This is a genomic window from Pseudooceanicola sediminis (genome assembly GCF_003575965.1).
Lineage (GTDB): Bacteria > Pseudomonadota > Alphaproteobacteria > Rhodobacterales > Rhodobacteraceae > Pseudooceanicola > Pseudooceanicola sediminis.
Map to the genome: position 1 here is coordinate 182,830 of NZ_QWJJ01000002.1, position 21,588 is coordinate 204,417.

General features: G+C 65.3%; 17 protein-coding genes. 7 read left to right on the top strand and 10 right to left on the bottom strand.

Annotation, left to right across the window (positions count from 1 at the left end):
• Window position 1 precedes the first annotated feature (1 nt).
• From nirD to DL237_RS02790, 3 genes are read left to right on the top strand one after another with little or no spacing between them, the layout of a single operon-like run.
• Window positions 2-334 (top strand): nitrite reductase small subunit NirD, encoded by a 333-nt coding sequence (gene nirD / locus DL237_RS02780; protein WP_119397498.1) that lies wholly within the window; start codon window positions 2-4, stop codon window positions 332-334.
• Window positions 334-2,970, top strand: a complete 2,637-nt coding sequence (locus DL237_RS02785; RefSeq protein WP_119397499.1) for a nitrate reductase — start codon at window positions 334-336, stop codon at window positions 2,968-2,970. Before nirD ends, DL237_RS02785 begins: the two co-directional genes overlap by 1 nt.
• Window positions 2,967-3,950 carry a glycosyl transferase family protein gene (locus DL237_RS02790; protein WP_119397500.1) on the top strand — a complete coding sequence of 328 codons (984 nt, stop codon included), beginning with the start codon at window positions 2,967-2,969 and terminating at the stop codon, window positions 3,948-3,950. Before DL237_RS02785 ends, DL237_RS02790 begins: the two co-directional genes overlap by 4 nt.
• Window positions 3,951-4,000: 50 nt before the next feature.
• On the opposite strand, the gene glmM is transcribed toward DL237_RS02790, so the two are convergent.
• Entirely contained in the window at window positions 4,001-5,341 is a 1,341-nt protein-coding gene (glmM, locus tag DL237_RS02795) for a phosphoglucosamine mutase (RefSeq protein WP_119397501.1), read from the bottom strand.
• A 225-nt stretch (window positions 5,342-5,566) separates the two neighbouring features.
• Between glmM and DL237_RS02800 the strand changes: the two genes are divergently transcribed.
• Window positions 5,567-7,063 (top strand): phosphomannomutase/phosphoglucomutase, encoded by a 1,497-nt coding sequence (locus DL237_RS02800; RefSeq protein ID WP_119397502.1) that lies wholly within the window; start codon window positions 5,567-5,569, stop codon window positions 7,061-7,063.
• A gap of 102 nt (window positions 7,064-7,165) precedes the next feature.
• On the opposite strand, the gene DL237_RS02805 is transcribed toward DL237_RS02800, so the two are convergent.
• The 5 genes from DL237_RS02805 to DL237_RS02825 form a co-directional block, all read right to left on the bottom strand.
• Complete coding sequence (locus DL237_RS02805) at window positions 7,166-8,278, bottom strand: flagellar basal body P-ring protein FlgI (RefSeq protein ID WP_119397503.1); 1,113 nt, start codon at window positions 8,276-8,278, stop codon at window positions 7,166-7,168.
• Complete coding sequence (locus tag DL237_RS02810; RefSeq protein WP_119397504.1) at window positions 8,278-9,285, bottom strand: flagellin; 1,008 nt, start codon at window positions 9,283-9,285, stop codon at window positions 8,278-8,280. The genes DL237_RS02805 and DL237_RS02810 overlap by 1 nt, the downstream gene beginning before the upstream one ends.
• A gap of 3 nt (window positions 9,286-9,288) precedes the next feature.
• Window positions 9,289-10,743, bottom strand: coding sequence for a flagellar hook-associated protein FlgK (flgK, locus tag DL237_RS02815; RefSeq protein WP_119397505.1), 1,455 nt, complete (start codon window positions 10,741-10,743; stop codon window positions 9,289-9,291).
• A gap of 58 nt (window positions 10,744-10,801) precedes the next feature.
• Window positions 10,802-12,103, bottom strand: a complete 1,302-nt coding sequence (locus DL237_RS02820) for a flagellar hook protein FlgE (RefSeq protein WP_233544842.1) — start codon at window positions 12,101-12,103, stop codon at window positions 10,802-10,804.
• A 160-nt stretch (window positions 12,104-12,263) separates the two neighbouring features.
• Window positions 12,264-13,097, bottom strand: coding sequence for a flagellar motor protein MotB (locus tag DL237_RS02825; protein ID WP_119397507.1), 834 nt, complete (start codon window positions 13,095-13,097; stop codon window positions 12,264-12,266).
• 174 nt (window positions 13,098-13,271) lie between these two features.
• On the opposite strand from DL237_RS02825, the gene DL237_RS02830 reads away from it, so the two are divergent.
• The 3 genes from DL237_RS02830 to DL237_RS02840 all read left to right on the top strand — a co-directional run bounded on the left by DL237_RS02830 (window position 13,272) and on the right by DL237_RS02840 (window position 16,908).
• The gene (locus DL237_RS02830) at window positions 13,272-14,183 is read left to right on the top strand and encodes an NAD-dependent epimerase/dehydratase family protein (protein WP_119397508.1); all 912 of its coding nucleotides are present in this window, start codon (window positions 13,272-13,274) and stop codon (window positions 14,181-14,183) included.
• On the top strand, window positions 14,180-14,944 hold the full coding sequence (locus tag DL237_RS02835; RefSeq protein WP_119397509.1) for a sugar transferase: 765 nt from the start codon (window positions 14,180-14,182) through the stop codon (window positions 14,942-14,944). Before DL237_RS02830 ends, DL237_RS02835 begins: the two co-directional genes overlap by 4 nt.
• Before the next feature lie 119 nt (window positions 14,945-15,063).
• Complete coding sequence (locus DL237_RS02840) at window positions 15,064-16,908, top strand: polysaccharide biosynthesis protein (protein ID WP_233544843.1); 1,845 nt, start codon at window positions 15,064-15,066, stop codon at window positions 16,906-16,908.
• A 125-nt stretch (window positions 16,909-17,033) separates the two neighbouring features.
• On the opposite strand, the gene DL237_RS02845 is transcribed toward DL237_RS02840, so the two are convergent.
• The 4 genes from DL237_RS02845 to folD form a co-directional block, all read right to left on the bottom strand.
• Window positions 17,034-18,092: a dipeptidase gene (locus DL237_RS02845; RefSeq protein ID WP_119397511.1), complete on the bottom strand. Its 1,059-nt coding sequence runs from the start codon at window positions 18,090-18,092 to the stop codon at window positions 17,034-17,036.
• A 180-nt stretch (window positions 18,093-18,272) separates the two neighbouring features.
• Window positions 18,273-19,046, bottom strand: a complete 774-nt coding sequence (locus tag DL237_RS02850) for a siderophore-interacting protein (protein WP_119397512.1) — start codon at window positions 19,044-19,046, stop codon at window positions 18,273-18,275.
• A gap of 638 nt (window positions 19,047-19,684) precedes the next feature.
• Window positions 19,685-20,569, bottom strand: coding sequence for a formyltetrahydrofolate deformylase (gene purU / locus DL237_RS02855; protein WP_119397513.1), 885 nt, complete (start codon window positions 20,567-20,569; stop codon window positions 19,685-19,687).
• Window positions 20,570-20,626: 57 nt separating this feature from the next.
• A complete protein-coding gene (folD, locus tag DL237_RS02860) occupies window positions 20,627-21,529 on the bottom strand; it encodes a bifunctional methylenetetrahydrofolate dehydrogenase/methenyltetrahydrofolate cyclohydrolase FolD (protein ID WP_119397514.1) in 903 nt (300 codons plus the stop codon).
• Window positions 21,530-21,588 lie beyond the last annotated feature (59 nt).

Genomic DNA, 21,588 nt, shown 5'->3' on the forward strand with positions numbered 1-21,588 from the left:
TATGAGCTGGATCGACATCGGTCATATCGACGACATCCCCCTGCGCGGATCGCGCGTGGTGAAAACGCGCGCGGGCTGCCTTGCCGTGTTTCGCACGACCGAAGCGCAGGTCTTTGCCGTCGGCAACACCTGCCCGCACAAGGGTGGCCCCCTGTCCGAGGGCATCGTGCACGGCACCTCCGTCACCTGCCCGCTGCACAACATGATCTTCGATCTGGAAACCGGGCAGGCACAGGGGATGGATACCGGCCAGATCCCGACATACCCGATCCGCATCGAGGCCGGCCGCCTTTTGCTGGACGCTGCCAGTGTCAGCTCGCGGAGCGCCGCCTGATGACGCCCCCCGGCCCGCCGGAAACACGTTCGACCTGCGCCTATTGCGGGGTCGGGTGCGGGGTCCTGCTGCGCGCGGATACCGCAGGCGGGCTGGCGGTGCGCGGGGATCCCGATCATCCGTCCAACTTCGGGCGCCTCTGTTCCAAGGGCACCAACCTGGGCGAAACCGTCGATCTTGACGGGCGCCTGACGCATCCTCTCTACCACGGCACGCAGATCGACTGGGACAGTGCCCTGCAAACCGTGGCCGACAAGTTCAGCGCGGCAATCGCGGAACATGGACCCGACAGCGTGGCTTTCTACGTCTCAGGTCAACTGCTGACCGAAGACTATTATATCGCCAACAAACTGATGAAGGGGTTTATCGGGTCCGCCAATATCGACACGAATTCAAGGCTTTGCATGGCGTCGACGGTGGCAGGGCACAAACGCGCCTTCGGCACCGACACCGTCCCCGGCACGTACGAGGATCTTGAGCAGGCCGATCTGGTGGTCCTCACCGGCTCCAACCTCGCCTGGTGTCACCCGGTGCTGTATCAGCGCATCGTCGCGGCCAAGGCGGCACGGCCGAGCATGAAGATCGTCGTCATCGACCCGCGCCGCACTGCCACCTGCGACGGCGCCGACATGCACCTGCCACTGAAACCCGGCAGCGACGTGGCGCTGTTCAACGGACTGCTGGCAGCCATCGCGCAGCAGGGCGCGCGCGATGATACCTTCGCCCAGCATGTCGACGGCTTCGACCCCGCGCTCGCTGCGGCCCGCGCCTGCGACCTCGGGGTCACCGGCCTCGATCCGGCACTGATGCAGCGGTTCTTCGACCTGTGGATCGGCACGGAAAAGGTCGTCACCGTCTTCTCTCAGGGCGTCAACCAAAGTTCTTCCGGCTCGGACAAGGTCAATGCCATCCTGAACTGCCACCTTGCCACAGGGCGCATAGGGCGCCCCGGCATGGGGCCGTTTTCCGTCACCGGTCAGCCCAATGCTATGGGGGGACGTGAGGTCGGCGGGCTGGCCAATACCCTCGCCTGCCACATGGACATCGGAAACCCCGATCACCGGCAGGCTCTGCGCCAGTTCTGGGATGCCCGGGCGATGCCGGAAACCGCTGGCCTCAAGGCGGTCGAGATGTTTCAGGCCGTTGCCTCGGGGCAGATCAAGGCGCTCTGGATCATGCACACCAACCCCGCCGTCACCATGCCCGACGCCGACGCGGTCAAGGCCGCCATCGCAGGGTGTGACTTCGTTGTCTGCTCCGACATCACCCCCCAGACCGACACGGTGCGGCTGGCTCACATGCTGCTGCCGGCCGCTGCATGGGGCGAAAAATCCGGCACTGTCACCAACTCCGACCGCACGATCAGCCGCCAGCGCACGGTTCTGCCCGCCCCGGGACAGGCCCGCCCCGACTGGGCGCAGCTGGCCGAGGTCGGGCGCCGCATGGGTTGGCATGCGGCCTTCGACTATACCACCCCGTCCGAGATCTTTCGCGAATATGCTGCACTTTCGGGGATCGCGGGCGGCTTTGGACTCGATTTCGACATCTCCGGCCTCGCGGACATTTCAGATGCCGCCTATGACGCCCTTGCCCCAACGCGCTGGCCTGTCAGCGCGGGCAGGACCGGCGGGCGCTTTTTCGGTGACGGTCGGTTCTTCACACCGTCCGGGCGGGCACGGATGCTGGCGCTGACGCATCGCGCGCCCGCTGCCCGACTGCAACCGCGCTTTCCCCTGCGCCTGAATACCGGGCGCATCCGCGACCAGTGGCACACGATGACACGCACCGCGAAATCGCCGCGCCTGTCCTCGCACCTCGCCGAACCCTTTCTCGAACTGCACCCCAGTGACGCCGCCGTCCGCGGCATTACCCCTTCGGCCCTGGTCGAGGTCACCACCCCCCATGGCCGCGCCATCCTGCGCGCCCTGATCACCGATCGCGTGCAACCGGGCGATATCTTTGCCCCCATGCACTGGACAGGTGAAAACGCCCCCTCGGCCCGCATCGACACGCTGATCGCCCCGGTCACCGATCCGATTTCGGGCCAACCGGAGAGCAAGGCCGCCGCCGCCCGCATCGCCCCGTTCCCCGCCCGCTGGTACGCCTTCGCCATATCCTCCGACAGCTTTACCCCCACCGCCGACTATTGGGCGCGCGCCAGAACTGCCCAAGGCTGGCGCGCCGAAATCGCAGGCACCGCTTTACCCGAGAACTGGGAGGCGTATGCTGCAACCCTGTTCGGGATCGAGGGAGGCGACATGCAAAGTCTTTCAGACGCACGGCGCGGCACCTTCCGCGCGGCATTTCACGACGCAGGCCGCCTTCGGGCCGCGCTTTTCGTTTCACCCACGCCTGTTGCCGTGATGCGCGATTACCTGTCCGGGCTGACGGGCACGGTGGCCCCCCTTGCCCTGTCGGGGCGCATCGGCGCGGATCAGCCCGACCCCGGCCCGACCCTGTGTTCGTGCTTTGGCGTGGGGGTGAACACCATCCTGACCGCCATCGCGGACAAGGGCCTGCGGTCGGTCGCCGAAATCGGGGCCGCCCTGCAAGCAGGCACCAACTGCGGCTCCTGCCGGCCTGAACTGGCTGACCTGCTGACCCGCACCGCGACATCGCGCGAGGCGGCAGAATGACCGCCCTTGCCCCCCATGTGCGCACGCTCGGCCGCGGGCCCGGCCGGTCGCGATCCCTGACCTACGAGGAGGCTTTCGATGCCATGCGCATCATCCTCGACGGCCAAGGCGACCCTGAGGCGATAGGGGCGCTGCTGATGTTGCTGCGGATGAAGGGCGAGGTACCGGAGGAAATCGCCGGATTCGTCGCTGCGGCCCGTGCCACGCTGCCCCAGATCACGCCACCCGCGCTTGACTGGCCCTCCTACGCCGCCGGGCGCAGCCGCGGCTTGCCGTTCTTCCTGCTGTCGGCGCGGCTGGTTGCGCGGTCTGGTCACACGGTGCTGATGCACGGCTGGAACTCCGAACACCACATGGCGACCAGCGCGTCAGTGCGTCAGGCGTTGCCCTTTGCCGGCATCGCGACCGCGCCCTCCGTTGCAGAGGCGGGCAGGTTGCTTGGCCGTGACGGTATCGCCTACCTGCCGCTTGAATCCTTTCAACCCGGCCTGCTCGACCTCTTGCGCCTGCGCGACAAGCTGGGCGTGCGCTCCTGCGTCAATACGGTTCTGCGCGTCCTCAATCCTGCACATGCCGCCGCCAGCGTGCAGGGGGTGTTTCACCCGCCCTACCGCGATTTGCAGGCCGATGCGGGCAAACTTCTGGGACAAAACAGCCTGACAGTGATCAAGGGCGGAGGCGGCGAATTCGAACGGAACCCCGCCAAGTCCATCGCCTTGTTCGGTCTGCGCGACGCCGCCGCCTTCGATGGCACCGCCCCGGCGCTACTGGATGAAACCACCCGGCTCAATCAGGGATGGAGCGATCCCGCCCTTCTGGCAGGCCTCTGGTCAGGCGACTGGCACGACCCCTTTGCCGAGGCGATCGTCATCGGCACCGCGGAACTGGCCCTCGCCACGCTGGGGGAACCGACCCCGGGCGCAACCGCGCGGCGCCTCTGGTCAGACCGCGCGAACCAACTGGCCGATCTGCGGGACTGATCCCGGTCAGCAGCCGATCCCGCTGGCGCCGCATCGCCGGGGGCCAGCCCTCAGCTTTCGGCGCGCACGGCCTGCACGATGCTGTTCAGCACGCTGTCCAGCAGCCCCATATCCTCGGCCTCGCCCATCACCCGGATCAGCGGCTCGGTCCCGGACTTGCGGATCAGCAACCGGCCGCCATGGCCAAGCGCCGTCTCTCCGTCGGCAATTGCCTGCTGCACGGCGTCAGTGTCCAGCGGGGCCTTGCCCTCGGCAAAGCGCACATTCACCAGCTTCTGGGGCACCGGAGAGAACACCGAAGCCAGTTCGCTTGCCCGCTGACCCGTCTCCACCATCGCCGACAGGAATTGAAGGGCCGCCAGCAGCCCGTCGCCTGTGGTCGCGTGATCCGTCATCACGATATGGCCCGATTGCTCTCCGCCGAGGTTGAAGCCGCCCGCCTGCATCCGCTCCACGACATAGCGATCCCCGACCGCCGTGCGTTCCAGCGCGATCCCCTGCTGGCCCAGGTAACGCTCCAGCCCCAGGTTCGACATGACGGTCGCCACCAGCGTATCGTTGGCCAGCCGTCCCTCGGCCTTCCAGCGCGACGCGATCAGGCCCATGATCTGATCGCCATCCGCCACGGTGCCATTCTCATCGATCAGGATCACCCGGTCGGCATCGCCATCCAGGCAGATGCCCACATCCGCCCGCGTCTCTCGTACGCGACGCGCCGCCTGTTCAGGGCTGGTCGATCCGCAATCTTCGTTGATGTTGAAGCCGTTGGGCTCCACCCCCATCGGAAAGACCTCCGCCCCCAGTTCCCACAGGACCTGCGGCGCGGTGCGATAGGCGGCGCCGTTGGCACAATCCAGCACGATGCGCAGCCCGTCCAGACGGGTCGTGCGCGGCAGGCTGTTCTTGGCAAACTCGACATAGCGTTCGCGCGCATTCTCATAACGGCGGGCGCGCCCGATGTTGCCCGACTGCGCAGGGGGCACACCCTCTTCCATCAGCCGCTCGATTTCGGCCTCGGCCTCGTCCGACAGCTTGAAACCGTCGGGGCCAAAGAACTTGATGCCATTGTCCTCGGCCGGGTTGTGACTGGCCGAGATCATCACCCCCAGATCCGCGCGCAGGGAATGCGTCAGGTAACCGATCGCGGGCGTCGGCACCGGCCCGAACAGGAACACGTTCATGCCGGTCGAGGTAAAGCCCGCCGTCAGAGCGTTTTCCAGCATATAGCCGGACAACCGCGTGTCCTTGCCGATCACCACACGGTGCTCCTGTGCGTCCCGCCGGAAATACCGCCCCGCCGCAGCCGCCAGCCGCAAGGCGACGTCCGCCGTCATCGGCCATTTGTTGGCCCGCCCACGCACCCCGTCGGTACCGAACAATTTCTGTTTCATATGGACTCCCCGACGCTTGCCTGTGACACAGGCATATAAAGCGGGATGCAGGTGCTGTCCAATGGCCCTGCCCTGCACGAATTACCGGCGGGCCTCCGCCACTTGTCGACGTGTTCAGGATTTTTCGTCCGGCGCTAACGGGCGTCTGTTGATCGATCCCGCAAGGCCCGCTACGACTAGCTGCGTAACTGCAATTTTTGATCCTTTTCGACTGGACGCCTTGGCATGACAAAACCCATTTCCACCGTCACCCCCAACACTTGGGAATTCTTGCGTGACCCGATGATCAAGCCGACGGGGTTCCGCGAATACGACGCCCGCTGGAAATACCCCGAAGAAATCAACCTGCCGGGCATGACGGCCCTCGGCCTCGGCCTCGGCACACAGATGCACAAACGTGGGGTCGAGCCGGTGATCGCCGTCGGCAACGACTACCGCGATTATTCGCTGACCATCAAGAATGCGCTGATCCTTGGCCTGATGCAGGCCGGGATCACGGTCAAGGATATCGGCCCCTGCATCACGCCGATGGCCTATTTCAGCTCTTTCCACCTCGGCGTGCCGGGCGTGGCCATGGTCACCGCGTCGCACAACCCCAACGGCTGGACCGGCGTCAAGATGGGCTTTGCGATGCCCCTGACCCACGGCCCCGATGAAATGAGCGAACTGCGTGACATCGTCCTGAACGGCGAAGGCGTGGCGCGCGACGGCGGCAAGTACGAATTCGTCGATGGCGTATTCGATGCCTACCTCGATGACCTCGTCGGTGACTTCAAGATGACCCGCAAGCTCAAGGTCGTCTGCGCCACGGGCAACGGCTCGGCCTCGGCATTCGGCCCCAAGGTCTTCGAACGCCTCGGCGTCGAAATCGTGCCGTCGCACAACACGCTCGACTACACCTTCCCGCACTACAACCCCAACCCCGAAGCCATGGAAATGCTGCATGACATGTCGAAATCCGTCACCGACTCGGGGGCAGACTTCGCGCTCGGGTTTGACGGTGACGGCGACCGCTGTGGCGTTGTCGATGACGAGGGCGAGGAAATCTTTGCCGACAAGGTCGGTGTCATCATGGCCCGCGACCTGATCAAGCTCTACCCGAACTCGACTTTCGTGGCTGATGTGAAATCCACCGGTCTCTTCGCCTCCGACCCCGACCTGATCGCAGGCGGGGCCAAGGCCGACTACTGGAAAACCGGCCACAGCCACATGAAACGCCGTGTGCACGAACTCGGTGCGCTGGCCGGCTTTGAAAAGTCCGGCCACTACTTCCTGGCCGAACCGATCGGGCGCGGCTACGACGATGGCATGCGCGTCGCCGTGGAAATCTGCAAGCTGATGGATCGCAATCCCGACATGAAGATGTCGGACCTGCGCAAGGCACTGCCCGTCACCTATTCCACCCCGACCATGTCGCCCTACGCCTCGGATACCGAGAAATACGATATTCTCGACCGTATCGTGGAAAAGCTGGTCGCCATTGAGAAGGCCGGTGAAACCTTCGCCGGCAAGCCGATCAAGGAAGTCGTCACCGTCAACGGCGCCCGCGTCATTCTGGAAAACGGGTCCTGGGGTCTGGTGCGGGCGTCCTCGAACACGCCGAACCTCGTCGTAGTCTGCGAAAGCTCGGAAAGCGAAGAAGAGTTGCGTGCGATCTTCAAGCAGATCGACGACGTGATCCGCACCGAACCCGGCGTCGGTGACTACGACCAGACGTTCTGATCGAACCTGCCCCGGTCGCGTCCATTCCGACGCGTATGGAAAAGTTAAAAAAGGGGTCAGGAAACTGACCCCTTTTTCTTGTTCCGCAAGCCTCTTGCCCGGTCAGCGCACCAGGAACTCGGCATGCAGCGCGCCTGCGGCCTTGATGCTTTTCAGGATGTCGATCATGTCGCGCGGCGATACGCCAAGCGCGTTCAGACCGGCCACCACCTCGGACAGCGATGTGCCCTCGTCGATTTCGGCCAACCCGATCCCCGGCTCTTCCTGGATCGCTGCGTTTGTCCGTGGCACCACCACCGTCTGCCCTTCGGCAAAGGGGTTCGGCTGCACCACGATCGGGGCCTCCTCGATCCGCAGCGTCAGGTTGCCCTGTGACACCGCGACCCGGCTGATGCGCACATCGTTGCCCATCACGATGGTGCCGGAGCGTTGATCGACCACCACAACCGCCTTCAGCTCGGGCTCGACCCGGATATTCTCGATCCGGCCGAGCGCATGCGCTGGCGAATCCATCCGTGTGCGCGTGATGTCCAGGCGAACTGTCCCCGAATCCAGCATCTGCGCAACACGTCGACCGAACTCTCGGTTGATCGCCTGCTCGATGCGGCCTGCGGTGGTAAAATCCGGGCTGCGCAGGGCCAACCGCAACGTGGTCAGTGACGCCAGCTCGAAATCGACTTCCCGTTCGACCCGTGCGCCTGACGGGATCACTCCGGCGGTCGGAACGCCCTGAATGACCTGCGCCGCATCGCCCGCGGCGGCGGCCCCCCCGGCGATCACCGTGCCCTGGGCCACCGCATAGATCTGCCCGTCCGCCGCGTTCAGCGGGGTCATGATCAGCGTGCCGCCCAGCAGGCTGCCCGCATCCCCGATGGCCGAAACCGTGACGTCAATCTGCCCCCCCGCGCGCGCGAAGGGCGGCAGGCTGGCGGTGACGAACACCGCGGCTACGTTCTTGGGCCGGAACTGTTCGCCGGCGACGTTGACGCCCAGCCGTTCCAGGATGTTCGACATGATCTCTTCGGTGAACGGTGCATTGCGCAGCCCGTCACCAGTGCCGTTCAACCCCACCACCAGGCCATACCCGACCAGGTCGTTGCTGCGCACACCGTCGAATTCCACCAGATCCTTGATGCGGATCGGGGCGGCCTCAGCCATCTGAGGCAGGCTCAGCCCCAGGACGATCGCCAGCGCAGAAAGGACACATCTCAGCATCACAGGAAATCCGTCAACGACAGACGCGACAACTTCACCGTGACGGAATACAGCGCCTCCAGCTGATATTGCAGGTCTTCAAGTTGCGTCGCCGCCTCATACTGGTCGACCTCGAGCAATTCAGTGCGCGCCATGAGGTACCCCGTTCTTTCTGCGGCGATCCGCGTTGCGCTTTCCTCGGTTCGGGCCTGCGCATAGCCGAGGTCGGCGCGAATCCGCACCAGCCCCTGCTGTTCGAACGACAGTCCCTGTCCGCCGGTCATCAGCATTTCTTCCTGCAATTCCCGTGGGAACCCCAGCGACTTGTCCGCCGCCAGAGCGGCCATCGCGGTATGCTTCAACAGCACCCGGATCGAATCGTCACCGGCCCGCAGGTCCAGGTTCACCGTCTCCCCCGCACCCAGGCGGAACGGCGGCAGAGAGGCTGTCGCGCCCTGATAGGCCAGCGTCTCGAACCCGCCGCCCGCATCATCGAACCACGAATCCAGCTTGGCCTGGATGCCGCTCAGCGTCGTTTCGCCCGCGATCAGCGTGCGCAGTTCGTCCAGCATTTCGGTCGAGGAGATCAGCGGCGTGGTGTCACTGTCGACACCGGAAAACAACGCCCGTCCCGCCACCTCGGTGTTGAGCGAGCTGACCATCAGCGCCATGTCCTGCACCGCGCGATCCGACACGTTGTACATCACCTCTGACACCTTGCTGTTGGCCGCGCTCATCGACGCCAGGCCAAGGTCCGTCGCCAGGTCCTGAAACTGACCCAGCACGGTTTGCATCGCGTCGGTGAACAGGATCGCCTCGCCGGTGGCCGCATCGTAGCCCTCCAGCAGGGTCAGGTTGCGCTGCACGTCCGACAGGTAGGAATAGCTGCCGGACAGGTGCCGCGATACATCCGCCGTGCGACCGCTGGCCAGCTCCTGCACCAGCGAATTCATGCGCGTTTTCAGGTCGGTATGCTGTTGGCGCAGCATAAAACTCTGGGCGAGATCGCCAATGGAATTCATGGACATGGCTCAGATCCTCATCAACGTGTCGATCATCGATTCGACGGTCTGCACGATCCGCGCATTGGCGGCGTAGGTTTGTTCGATCAGCAGGATGCGCTGCATTTCCTGGTCCGTATCCACCCCGTCGGCCAGCAATCGCTCCTTCAGCTCGGACGACTTGGTACTGGCAAAGCTCAGCTGCTGATCCGCCTGATTGCGGCGCGATCCGACCACCGACTCCAGACTCGATGCAAGTCCTGCGGCAGAAATCCCGGTGGTTCCGAACACCGCCGATGTGGGGACGCGACGCGTGTTCATCGCCTCCAGCATGTCGTTCAGCAGAGTGGACTCTCCCGCGCTGCCGCTGGTCGCCGCACCCAGCCCCGCGCGCAGATGCCAGGTGGCGCCACCCCTGGACGGATCGACGATCGCGTTCACCTCGATGCGCCCCGACAGGCCGACCTCGTCCGCCGTGGCAAAAGCGAAACCGCTGTCAGTGAACAGCCCCGGATCACCCGGCGCCCGCGTGCTGTCCAGACCGGCATCTTGATACCGCTCGACCATGTCGCGCGCGGTGGTGTCCAGGTTGGCCTGCGCCTCGACCGACAGCGTATCCCGGATCTGGAACAGGGCGCCCAATCGGCCGCCGCTGACCGGCCCCGTGGCCGAATCCGTGTTGATCTCGACGCCATTGATCGTCAGCCCCGACAGCAACCCATTGTCGCGGGTCATGTGCGCCGTGATCGTATTGGTGCGCGAAAAACCCAGCGTCGCGGCGGTGCCGTCGATCAGGATCGCGCCGCCCGGCGTATAGAGCGCCAGCGTGTCATTGCCGCGGGGGGCCTCGATCACCGGCACGATCTCCGACAATTCGTCGATGACCGCCTGGCGATGATCCATGAGAGAGGCCGTCTGCCCCCCGGTATTGCGTTCTTTCGAGATCGAAATATTCAGCGATTGAACCTGTTGCAAAAGGGCATTGGCGCGCTCGACCGTGGCGCCGATCTCCGCATCCGCTTCCTCGCGCATCTTCTGAATACCGTCATTCGCGGCGTTGAACGTCTCTGCCAGATCCTTGGCGGTGTTCAGCACCCCGCTCAGCCGTTCGGGCAGATCGGGGCGGGCGGCGGCGGCAATCAGCGCGTTTTCAAACGTCGCCATCCGCCCGGACAGCGAATTGCTGTCTTCCGGCGTGCCGGTGATCGTCTCCATCCGGTCAAAGAACTTGGCGTTGGTGTCCGCATAGGCCATGTCCGACCCCGCCGCGCGCCAATCACCCACCAGCCGGGAATCGACGTGACGCACCACGCCGTTGATCATCACGCCGCCATAGCTGCCGGTCTGGCGCGTCGACACCTCCAGCTCGCGACGACCATAGCCGTCGTTCAGCGCATTCGAGATATTCGACGACACGACCGCCGCCGCGCGGCCGGCAACCGTCAGCCCCGACAGGGCGTTAGAAAGAGCTCCGGACAGACTCATCGCTCAGACCTTCCATTTTGGAAAAGGGGGCGGCGCCCATTCAGGGCGCCTGCCGGGATCAGCGCTTGATGTTGGTGGTTTCCTGCATCATCTCGTCGACGGTCTGGAACACCTTGGCATTCGACGAATAGGCCCGCTGTGTGCGGATCATGTCCGTCAGTTCCGATGCGACGTCGGTGGTTGATTCCTCGCGGGCGAAGGAGACCATTTCCCCCGTCGGCCCGTCATTGGCATCCCACAGAAAGAACGCGCCGCTCTCCGGTGTCACCGCGAAGGTCTGGTAATCCATCGCCGCCATGCCGTTCAGGTTGGGCACATCGGCCAGGGGGATCTGAAAGATCGTGACCCGCGCGCCGGTGTTGTAGATCGCCTGGACATAGCCGTTTGCATCCACCTCGACCGAACTCATCGTGCCGACCGGTGATCCGTCCTTGCTGATCGTCTTGGGCACGAAGGACGACCCGAGTTGCGTCAGCCCGTTCGCCGTATCCTCGGCGCCCAGGTCAATCTCGATGGGGCCGCTGGCGGTGGTGACGATCACCTTGCCCGTGGCGGGATCCCAGGCCGTACCGGTGGTTTCCGCCACCGTGTCGATGGTGCCACCCGCCGTGCGGGAATCGTTGAACGTCATGAGGTAATCCCCCACGATCGCCCCTGCGGAGCCGCTGTCGGCCACCTCCATCTGCCAGGTGTTCGACGCACCGGCGGCCGGAATGGTCGGCGTAAAGGTGATTGTCAGCGTCTCGGATTTGCCGAGGTTGTCGTAATATTCGATCACCATCTCGCGTGCGTCGCCCGCGGCATCGGATTCCGTCTCGACCGCGGGCAGGTTCACGCCCAGCCGGACCGACGTGGTGGGCGCGCCGGAAAAGGCGTTCAGATCAATCTGCACCGGCTGCAACCCGCTGGCGGTTTCGCGCGGATAGGTCGGGATGGTGCCGTCGGCATTGGCGGGCCAACCCAGCAACGTCAGCCCGGATTCGGTGCGCAGATAGCCTTCGTCGTCCGTCCGGAACGACCCGGTCGAGGTCAGCATCATCTGTTCAAAGGTGCCCGTCTGTTCGATTTCGGACGACGACGCGACCGGCAGCATCCCGCGCCCCCTGATCGCCAGGTCGGTCGCATTCGAGGTGCCCACCAGGGTGCCGCGTTCGTCCACCAGACGTTGCACGGAGGATCGCACGCCCCCGGCCGTGTAGCCGCCGCCATTGGCGCCAATGACCATCGAATGAAAATCCGCTTCGACCCGCTTGTATCCGAATGTCGAGGAATTCGAGATATTGTCAGCCACTGTCGCCAGCTTTGCCGCGTTCGTTGAGAGCCCGGCCACCCCCGCATTGAGCGATGAGGAAATAGTCATGAATACGCCTTTCTGCTGCATCGACCTTTCGTCGCTGCAACAGCTAAGCGTGGGGCATTAAGATGCCGCTAACAGCTAAAATCCTCCACAAATCGCGTGCCATATTGATCCTCGGTAGCCGCGCGAACGCCCTGTCGCAGCGCGCACCGCCGGCGTCACCTCAGCGGTCACTGCGCAGCAGGATGATCTCCAGCCGATTGTTGCGCGCAGACATCGGGTTGCGGGCCGACAATTCCCGGTCGGCATGGCCGGTGACGCGAATGATGCGATCCGGATCAAGGCTTTGCGCGATCATCAGGCGGCGCATCTCTTCGGCCCTCTGGGTCGACAGCCCCCACACCGGGTTGTCGTTCAGCACCACGGGCCGCGCGCGCACATGCCCCTCCACCGCCATCTTGTTGGACACGATCGAGGTCACGCGCACCAGCATCGACGCGATCTGGGTCAGCAGCGGCGTCGCCTGCAATGTATCGTCAACGAACAGGGTCGCATTGTCGGTATCGAACAGCTCGATCACCAGCCCCTCGTCGGTCACGCGGCTGATGATGTGACGCAGCAGATCCGGGTGCACGTCGCTTTCGCCGCTGTTCCCGGCCAACATCTTCTCGATCTCTTCAAGGGCCTTGGTTTCGGCGTCCTCGGCTTCGGTGTTCTCGCGCCCGCTGGATTTGTCCTGCGCCGTCGGGTTGAGAGAGGTCGACCCCGTTCCCACCTCTGGCAGCACGATTTCGGAAAACACGCTCTCGCCGCCAAAGGCGCCGTCACCCCCACCCGAAACCTTGTTGATCGGGATCGTCGGACTGAAATAATCCGCGATTCCGCTGCGCTGTTGTTCCGTCGTCGCATTCAGCAGCCACATCAACAGGAAGAAGGCCATCATCGCCGTGACAAAGTCGGCATAGGCCACTTTCCAGGCCCCACCATGGTGCCCGCCGCCACCGACGACTTTCTTCCGTTTGATGATGACTGGCGCGACATTTGATTGCCCGGCCATCTTCACCACCTGTTTTACTCACCCAGCCAAAGTCATAGGCCGCAAGCGTTGCGGTCCGCTTAACACCTGCAATTGTTGGTATTCCGCCGCTTTCCCGGGCTTGCCACGCCGTTGGAAACCGAAAATTAACCACCCTCCCCGATAGGCTTGGGCCGCAATGGCCGGGGGCGCAGGATGACACGACCGACGACAGAACAGGCAACCCCGGGGCAGGTCCTCTTTCTGGGCGCAGACGGTCGGGTCGGACGGATGCTGCGCCAGGTGCTGGCCTGCCCGCCGCAGGACCTGCGCCCCTTTGCCAAAAGGCCGCTGGTCTGGCAATCGCGACGGCCGCAGTCGGGGCCGGACGACCTGTGCTGGTCGCCGGGCGATCCGCCGCCCGCCGGCCTGCATCCCCATACCATCGTGGCGCTCTGGGGCGTAACGGCGGGTGATGGCGCCGCCCTGGCGCAGAACACCAGCCTGGCGCTTGCGGCGCTCGACCTGGCCCACCGCACCGGCGCGCGCCGGGTGCTGCACCTGTCCTCGGCGGCGGTCTACGGCGCGCCGCCCGCGCCGGTGTCCGAAACCTCGGTTCCCCTGCCCTCGACCGCCTACGGTGCCGCCAAACTGGCGATGGAACACGCCATTGCCGATTGGCACGCGCAAACGCGCACCGGGCCCCGCAGCACCGTGCTGCGGCTGGGCAACGTGGCCGGGGCCGATGCGCTGTTTGCCAACCTCTCCGGGCCGCTGACGCTGGATCGCTTTGCCGGGGGTCAGGGGCCCAGCCGCAGCTATATCGCCCCGTGCGACCTGGCGCGTGTGATTGCCCGGCTGGCCTCCGGCCCACTGGCGCAGATGCCTGCCCTGCTCAACGTGGCCGGCCCGTTTCCCGTCGCCATGTCCGATATCGCGCGCGCCGCCGGGGTGGCAATGTTCTGGCGCGACGCGCCGCCCGCTGCCCTGGCGCAAATGCACCTGGTCACCGAAGCTCTGCATGCCCTTGGTCTGCGCCTGCCCGACAGCGCCAGCCCCGCCCGGCTGGTGGCGCAATGGCGCACCTATGTGCCGGCCCCCGCGCTGATCCGGCGGGCGCGCGGATGACACCCGCGAAACGCCTGATGGATCTGGCCTTGGCCCTGCTGGCCCTGGCGCTGCTGTGGCCCGTTCTGCTGGGCATCGCGCTTTGGATACGCCTGCGCGACGGCGGGCCGGTGCTGCATGTGTCGGAACGGATGAAGACACCGCAAACGGCCTTTGCGCTGGTCAAGTTCCGCACCATGGCACCCGATCCCCACGACAGCGGCGTTTCCGGGGGCGACAAGGCGTGCCGGGTCACCGCAACCGGCCGCTGGCTGCGCCGCACCCGCATCGACGAACTGCCCCAGCTCTGGAACATCCTGCGCGGCGACATGAGCCTTGTCGGACCACGCCCGCCGCTGCGCCAATATGTAGACCAGTTTCCCCTGCTCTATGCCCAGGTGCTGACCTGCCGTCCCGGTGTCACCGGCCTCGCCACGTTGGAGTTTCATGGACGAGAAGACGCCTTGCTGCGCGCCTGTACCAGCGCGGAACAGACAGAACGCATCTATGTCCGTCGATGTATCCCGGCCAAGGCGCGCCTTGACCTGATCTATCTGCGCAGGCGTAGCATCGGGCTGGACCTGTTGCTGATCCTGCGCACGCTGAACCGCCGGGTGCCGCTGCGCCGCCCGCCAAGACGTCCGGTCAGGTCGGCCAACTCGACCACCTCGGAAAGGTCGACAAGCTCGGCCACCATCCCCGGCATCCGCGCCTCCGCCACGATCCCCTGCCGCGCTGCCCCGGCCTCCGCCCCTCGCCCGGGCCGCCGCCCCTCCGAATGACGCCGAATGCCCCCGATGCCGGTTTCAGGGCGCTGTTAGGCGAATGATTACCTATTGCCTGTTTACCTGTGTGAACCGCTCTGCGCGGCGTTCTGATCAGGCGAAAGAAAACGATGCCAATGCGCTTTATCACCCGGCTGGGCACAGGCCAGAAAGCCGCGATCCTGCTCTCGCTGGATGCCGGGATCGCGCTGCTGTCGCTGGCCGGGGCCGACCTGCTTCTGAACGGCGCGCTGCCCGATCTGCGGCCCCTGGCGGACGGGCGGTTCCTGTTGCTCGGCCTGCTGACCGTGCTTGGCACCAGCAGCTACCTCGGGCTGCCCCGGATGAAGCTTCTGGCCTATGAAAAGCATGGTATCGTCGAAACCGGTATCCTCGCCGCCAGCCTCGGGGCCAGCTGTGCAGTGGCCAATGCGCTGCCCGGGGCCCGTATCCCGCCGCAACAGATCCTGTTTGCCAGCCTGCTGTTCCTGGCGCTCTGCGTCTCGGCGCGGCTGGCCCTGCTGCGGCTGACCGAACTCCTCTACCGTCTGGCCAAGGCCCGCCAGCGCCTGCTGATCTACGGCGCGGGCAAGACGGGCCAGCGCATCGCCGCCGCCCTGGCCGAGGATGACAGCATGATGCCCGTCGCCTTTCTCGACGACAATCCGCGCCTGCAAAGCCTGTCGGTGGGCGGGCTGCACGTTTATTCCCCCCTCAGGATCAAGACGCTGGTGCAGCGCCTCGACATCGACAGCATCGTCCTGGCCGTGCCGGACGAAAGCCGCCTGCTCCAGCTCCGCAACCTCTCCGATCTGCCCTGCAAGACGCTGACCCTGCCGTCTCTGGCCGAAACCCTGGCCGGAAAACGCCCCGCCCAGGCCCCCAGCCGCATCGCCCTCCAGGATCTGCTTGGGCGCAAGCGGCTGGATCTGGAATTTCCCGAGGCCGGCGACAGCTACGCGGGCAAGAGCGTCCTTGTCACCGGGGCCGGCGGCTCCATCGGGTCGGAACTCTGCCGCCAGCTTGCCGCGTTGTCACCGGCCCGGCTGGTGCTGCTCGACCACTGCGAACTGGCGCTCTACACCATCGCCCGAGAGCTGGAGGACATGTTTCCCGAACTGGCGCTCGTGCCCGTGCTGGGATCGGTCTGCGATGCGCCGCTGGTGCGGGCGCTGCTGGGGGAACAGCGCATCGACACGATCCTGCACGCCGCCGCCTACAAGCATGTGCCGCTGGTCCAGTCCAACATATTCGCCGGGCTGCGCAACAACATCATCGGCACCAAGACCGTCACCGATGCCGCGGCCGATGCCCGGATCGACCGGTTCATCCTGATTTCGTCGGACAAGGCCGTGCGCCCCACCAGCGTCATGGGCGCGACCAAGCGCCTGGCCGAGGAGATCGTGCAGGACCATGCCACGCGCGCCGCCCATACCCGGTTTTCCATGGTGCGGTTCGGCAATGTCATCGGCTCGTCCGGGTCTGTCATTCCGCTGTTCCAGGATCAGATCACCCGTGGCGGCCCCGTCACCGTCACCCACCCCGAGGTGTCGCGCTATTTCATGACCGTGACCGAGGCGGTGCGCCTCGTGCTGACCGCCGGCTCCTTCGCCTGCGGAGGCGAGGTTTTCGTGCTCGACATGGGCGCGCCGGTGCGCATCCTTCAGGTCGCGCAGCAGATGATCCGGGGCGCGGGCCTGACCATCCGCGACGAAGACACCCCCCGCGGCGAGATCGAGATTCGCTTTACCGGCCTGCGCGCCGGGGAAAAGCTGCACGAGGAACTGTTCATCAGCGCAGACATGCTGCCGACGCCGCATGCCAAGATCCTGCGCGCCGAGGAGCGGCACCTCTCCCAGATCGAGGTCGCCTCGGCGCTGTTCGAGATCCGCCGCGCCATCGAGGCCCGCGATACCGACGCCGCCGCCAATGCGCTGGCCCGCTGGGTCTCGGAACGCGCCCGGATCAAGGCCACCGGCTAGGCCCGTCACCCACCCCGCTTCTGCCAACGGCGCCGCCCGCACCTCTGCGCCAGGCACCGCCCCGTCGCTCCGCCCCGCCGATCGGCCCCGTCGATCCGCGCCCGTCGATCCGCGCCCGCCTGCCGTCAGGCGTGCCAGGTCTTGCGCAGCACCCGCATCCAGTTGCCCCAGGCCAGCTTTTCCATCAGCGCCGCATCGACCCCATGATCGGCCATCGCCGCGCGCAGGGCGGGCAGGCCGGCACAATCCCCGATCGCCTCAGGCACCACCGCGCCATCGAAATCCGATCCGAACCCGACGCGATCTTCGCCCAGAACCGAGATCAGGTGATCGAGATGCCGCATCACCATGTCCAGCGGCACATCCCCGACCATCTGCCCGTCGGGCCGCAGGAACGACGCGGCAAAGTTGATGCCCACCATGCCATCGCTCTCCGCGATCATCCGCAACTGGCGATCCGTCAGGTTGCGCGCGCTTTCGCAGACCGCCCAGGCGTTGGAATGGGTCGCCACCAGCGGCGCATCCGACAGCGCCGCGACGTCGTCAAAGCCCTTTTCGTTCATGTGCGACAGGTCCAGCATGATGCCCAGCCGGTTGCATTCCGCCACCAGCGCCCGCCCCGCGCCGGTCAGCCCGCCGCCAATGTCCGGCGACGCCGGAAACCGGAACGGCACACCCTCGGCAAAGATCGTCGGACGGCTCCACACCGGCCCGAGAGAGCGCAGCCCGCGCGCGTGCAACCCCTCCAGCTCTGCCAGGTCGGCACCGATCGCCTCGGCGCCTTCGACATGCATCACCGCCGCCATGCGATCTCCGGCTAGCGCGGTCTCGATCTGGGCCACCGTGGTGCACAGCTCGATCACCCCGGCGGCCGCCAGCGCCTCGATGGCCGCGACCCCTTCCAGCGTCACCTTCAGCGCCTGCGCCTGGTCCAGCGGGGCGGGCAGCGGCACGTCATAGGTGGCGCTGGCGAAATCCTCCAGGCGAAAGGCTCCGGCAGGGCTGGGCACGAAAATCGCAAAGAACCCGCCGCCAAATCCGCCTGCCCGCGCGCGCGGCAGATCGATATGCCCGCCCGCCAGGCCATCGCGCACCCCCTCGGCCGTTGCCTTGCCGGTGATCAGCTTCAGCACCAGGTCGTTGTGGCCGTCAAAGATTTTCGGGGTCGTCATCTGCGCCGTCATGTCGTGCTCCTGTCATCCTGCCTTGGCGCATCACACTCCGCCGCCCCCGAAAACACCAGTGGTCAGAGGCCGATTTCCCACCGCGCCCAGCGCCGGATCACAGAAACCACCCGTTGCATGGCAAAAAGGCGCCCGGTTCAGGGCGCCCTCCCGGCGAAAATTCCTCTGTCAGGCGGTGGCTCAGTCGAAACTGACCGTCTTGTCCGGTTCGCCCGCCACCCAATATCCCGCCGATTTGGTCCAGACCAACGGATGCCCCGCCTCGATGAACCAGGCGCGCACCGCCTGCGTGACCGACGCTTCGGCGGCGATCCAGATAAATGTGCCCTCGCCAAAGGGGGCGTCTTTCACCGCCTCCAGCAAGGCGCGCGCGTCGGCCGCCTGCGATTCCGGGCGGTGCACCCATGTCATGCGCAGATCGGCGGCACTGTCGAATGCCTGTTCCTCTGCGGCGTCGCGCACGGCGGCGAACATGCTGACCCGTGCGCCCGCCTCGGCCTCTTCGGCAAAACGGCCCATGGCGGGCAGAGCGGTTTCATCGCCGATCAGCACCCACTGGCTGATCTGGCCAGTGATCCTGCGCGATCCACGCGGACCGCCGATGTTCAGCCGGTCGCCCACGGCGGCGCCGACGGCCCATGCCGTCGCCGGCCCCGCGTCGTGCACCGCAAAGTCCAGCACCAGGCTGCGGCCATCCGTATCGTAGCGGCGCGGCGTGTAATCGCGCATCACCTTTTCCGCGCCCTCGTCGGGAAAGAAGATCTTGACGTGGTCGTCAAAGGCACCGCTCACGAAAGTATCCAGGTCGTCGCTGGTCAGGGTGATGCGGATCATCTGCGGGGTCAGATATTCCTTTGCGGTCACCGTCAGTTCGCGCCGCCGCAGCTCGTGGCGCAGGCGTTCGATCGTCGGTGCGGGCAGGGTCGCGGCTTGCGAAGTCTCTGTGTCGGTCATGGGGTTTGCTGTCTATCCTGTGGGGCCGCCCAGCCCGGATGTCATGAACACCCCGAGGCATCGGACCACCGGCCTGTTGCCGGTCACGTCTGCCTCCGCCGGTTGGCGTCAACACCTACGGATCAATTCCGTACAGTTTCACTCAGGAATATAGCGGGCGCAAAAGACCGGACGCAACCCCCTGCGGTCCGCCCCCACGCACAAGCCTGCGCGCACCAGCGCACGGCCCGACGATACGCTTTACCCCCCGGACGGCAGCGTCAGGCCGGGGCAGAGCCGGGTTTCGACCTCGCTCACTCCAACGCGCCCTGTCCTTCTGCACCAAATGGCGTTCGCGCCTCTTTCCAATGGATATTCCCTCGACCTGCCCTCGGACCGGTCCAGAACCGACCGTCACGCACCAGCGCACCACTCTCACACCGGCCCGCCGGTGTACCTGCGCCCACCGGCAGCGCGTCTTGCACCTGCCCCAGAACAGGAAAAGCCCCGGCATCGAACCGGGGCTTTTGCCTTGGGTGGCGGCGCATATTGCACCGCTTGCTTACCGTCCAGATACCGTCAGGATACCGACGTCGAAAATCCACGTTATCAATGGCTTGGCCCGGATGCTCCCCGGGCCGCACCGACACCCGGACAGATCAGCCCATCCGCTCCGAAGCATAGCTGCCGGGGCTGGCCGGGAACACCACCGTCTTGTTGCCGTTCAGAAAGACGCGGTGATGGATATGCGCATGGATGGCGCGGGCCAGCACCTGGCTCTCCACGTCGCGGCCAAGGCTGACGTAGTCCGACGGGCTCTGCGCATGGGTCACGCGCACCGTGTCCTGCTCGATGATCGGTCCTTCGTCCAGGTCGGCGGTGACATAGTGCGAGGTCGCCCCGATCAGTTTCACGCCCCGCTCATAGGCCTGCTTGTAAGGGTTCGCCCCCTTGAAGCTGGGCAGGAACGAATGGTGGATGTTGATGATCCGGCCCGACATCTTCTGGCACATCTCGTCCGACAGGATCTGCATGTAGCGCGCCAGCACGATCAGCTCGGCCCCCGTGTCGCGCACAACGTCCATGATCCGCCCCTCGGCTTCGGGCTTGTTCTCCTTCGTCACCTTGATGCAGTGGAACGGAATGTCATGGTTTACCACAACCTTCTGATAATCCATGTGATTCGAGATGACGGCCACGATATCGACCGGCAGCGCACCGATCTGCCAGCGATACAGAAGATCGTTCAGGCAATGCCCGAACCGCGACACCATCAACACCACCTTCATCTTGTGGTCCGGGTCATGAATATCCCAGGTCATCTCGAAATCGTCGGCAATCGCGGCAAACCCCTTGCGCAGCTGTTCCAGGGTCGATCCGGTTTCGCTGACAAAGGTCGTGCGGGAAAAGAAATGCCCCGTCTCGGTATCGTCGAACTGGGCAAGGTCACGAATATTGCAACCCATTTCAGCCAGATAGCCGGAAATCTCGGCCACGATGCCACGCCGCGTCGCGCAGCTCACGGTCAGGATGTATTCACTCATGTCGGTTTCCTATGATGCACTCAGGCGATGAAGGGGAAAGGCGTCAGGGGGCGCCCGTCAGGCAGTCAGCCCCTCGGGTTCGGGCAGGCCATTGGCGCGGCAGTAGGCGGTCAGCGTATTGGCCAGCAGGCAGGCGATGGTCATCGGGCCGACGCCACCGGGCACCGGCGTGATGGCCCCGGCCACGGCCGCGGCGCTGTCGTAATCGACATCCCCGACCAGCCGCGTCTTGCCTTCGCCCTTTTCCGGGGCGGGGATACGGTTGATGCCCACGTCGATCACTGTCGCGCCGGGCTTGATCCAGTCGCCGGGGATCATCTCGGGTCGGCCCACGGCAGCAACAAGAATATCGGCGCGCCGGCAGACCTCGGCCAGATCTTTTGTGCGGCTATGGGCAATCGTCACCGTGCAACTGTCGCCCAACAGCAACTGCGCCATCGGCTTGCCGACGATATTGCTGCGGCCGACGACAACGGCATTCAGCCCCGACAGATCGCCCAGGTGATCGCGCAGCATCATCAGACAGCCCAGCGGCGTACAAGGCACCATCGCCTTCTGCCCGGTGCCCAGCAGCCCGACGTTCAGCACGTGAAACCCGTCGACATCCTTGGCCGGATCGATCGCCGCCAGCACCTTGGCCTCGTCGACATGTTTCGGCAGCGGCAGTTGCACCAGGATGCCATGCACCGCCGGATCCGCATTCAGCGCAGCCACCAGCGCCAGCAGATCCGCTTCGGGCGTCGTGTCGGCCAGCTTGTGTTCGAACGATTGCATCCCGGCCTCGACCGTCTGCAACCCCTTGTTGCGCACGTAGACTTGGCTGGCGGGGTCCTCGCCCACCAGCACAACCGCCAGCCCCGGCGTGATGCCATGGCTGTCCTTCAGGGCGCGCACCCCGTCGGCAACCTTGCCCCGCACCGTTGCGGCAAATGCTTTTCCGTCAATACGTGTCGCTGTCATGATACCCTCGGCGTCCTGTTCCGTTCGGCCTCGCCGTACCGGAAAATCCACCCAAGGGA

Bases quoted from the DNA above. Each gene is read 5' to 3' on its own strand.
- nirD (WP_119397498.1), top strand. From the start codon at position 2: ATGAGCTGGATCGACATCGGTCATATCGACGACATCCCCCTGCGCGGA.
- DL237_RS02785 (WP_119397499.1), top strand. From the start codon at position 334: ATGACGCCCCCCGGCCCGCCGGAAACACGTTCGACCTGCGCCTATTGC.
- DL237_RS02790 (WP_119397500.1), top strand. From the start codon at position 2,967: ATGACCGCCCTTGCCCCCCATGTGCGCACGCTCGGCCGCGGGCCCGGC.
- glmM (WP_119397501.1), bottom strand. From the start codon at position 5,341: ATGAAACAGAAATTGTTCGGTACCGACGGGGTGCGTGGGCGGGCCAAC.
- DL237_RS02800 (WP_119397502.1), top strand. From the start codon at position 5,567: ATGACAAAACCCATTTCCACCGTCACCCCCAACACTTGGGAATTCTTG.
- DL237_RS02805 (WP_119397503.1), bottom strand. From the start codon at position 8,278: ATGCTGAGATGTGTCCTTTCTGCGCTGGCGATCGTCCTGGGGCTGAGC.
- DL237_RS02810 (WP_119397504.1), bottom strand. From the start codon at position 9,285: ATGTCCATGAATTCCATTGGCGATCTCGCCCAGAGTTTTATGCTGCGC.
- flgK (WP_119397505.1), bottom strand. From the start codon at position 10,743: ATGAGTCTGTCCGGAGCTCTTTCTAACGCCCTGTCGGGGCTGACGGTT.
- DL237_RS02820 (WP_233544842.1), bottom strand. From the start codon at position 12,103: ATGACTATTTCCTCATCGCTCAATGCGGGGGTGGCCGGGCTCTCAACG.
- DL237_RS02825 (WP_119397507.1), bottom strand. From the start codon at position 13,097: ATGGCCGGGCAATCAAATGTCGCGCCAGTCATCATCAAACGGAAGAAA.
- DL237_RS02830 (WP_119397508.1), top strand. From the start codon at position 13,272: ATGACACGACCGACGACAGAACAGGCAACCCCGGGGCAGGTCCTCTTT.
- DL237_RS02835 (WP_119397509.1), top strand. From the start codon at position 14,180: ATGACACCCGCGAAACGCCTGATGGATCTGGCCTTGGCCCTGCTGGCC.
- DL237_RS02840 (WP_233544843.1), top strand. From the start codon at position 15,064: ATGCGCTTTATCACCCGGCTGGGCACAGGCCAGAAAGCCGCGATCCTG.
- DL237_RS02845 (WP_119397511.1), bottom strand. From the start codon at position 18,092: ATGACGGCGCAGATGACGACCCCGAAAATCTTTGACGGCCACAACGAC.
- DL237_RS02850 (WP_119397512.1), bottom strand. From the start codon at position 19,046: ATGACCGACACAGAGACTTCGCAAGCCGCGACCCTGCCCGCACCGACG.
- purU (WP_119397513.1), bottom strand. From the start codon at position 20,569: ATGAGTGAATACATCCTGACCGTGAGCTGCGCGACGCGGCGTGGCATC.
- folD (WP_119397514.1), bottom strand. From the start codon at position 21,529: ATGACAGCGACACGTATTGACGGAAAAGCATTTGCCGCAACGGTGCGG.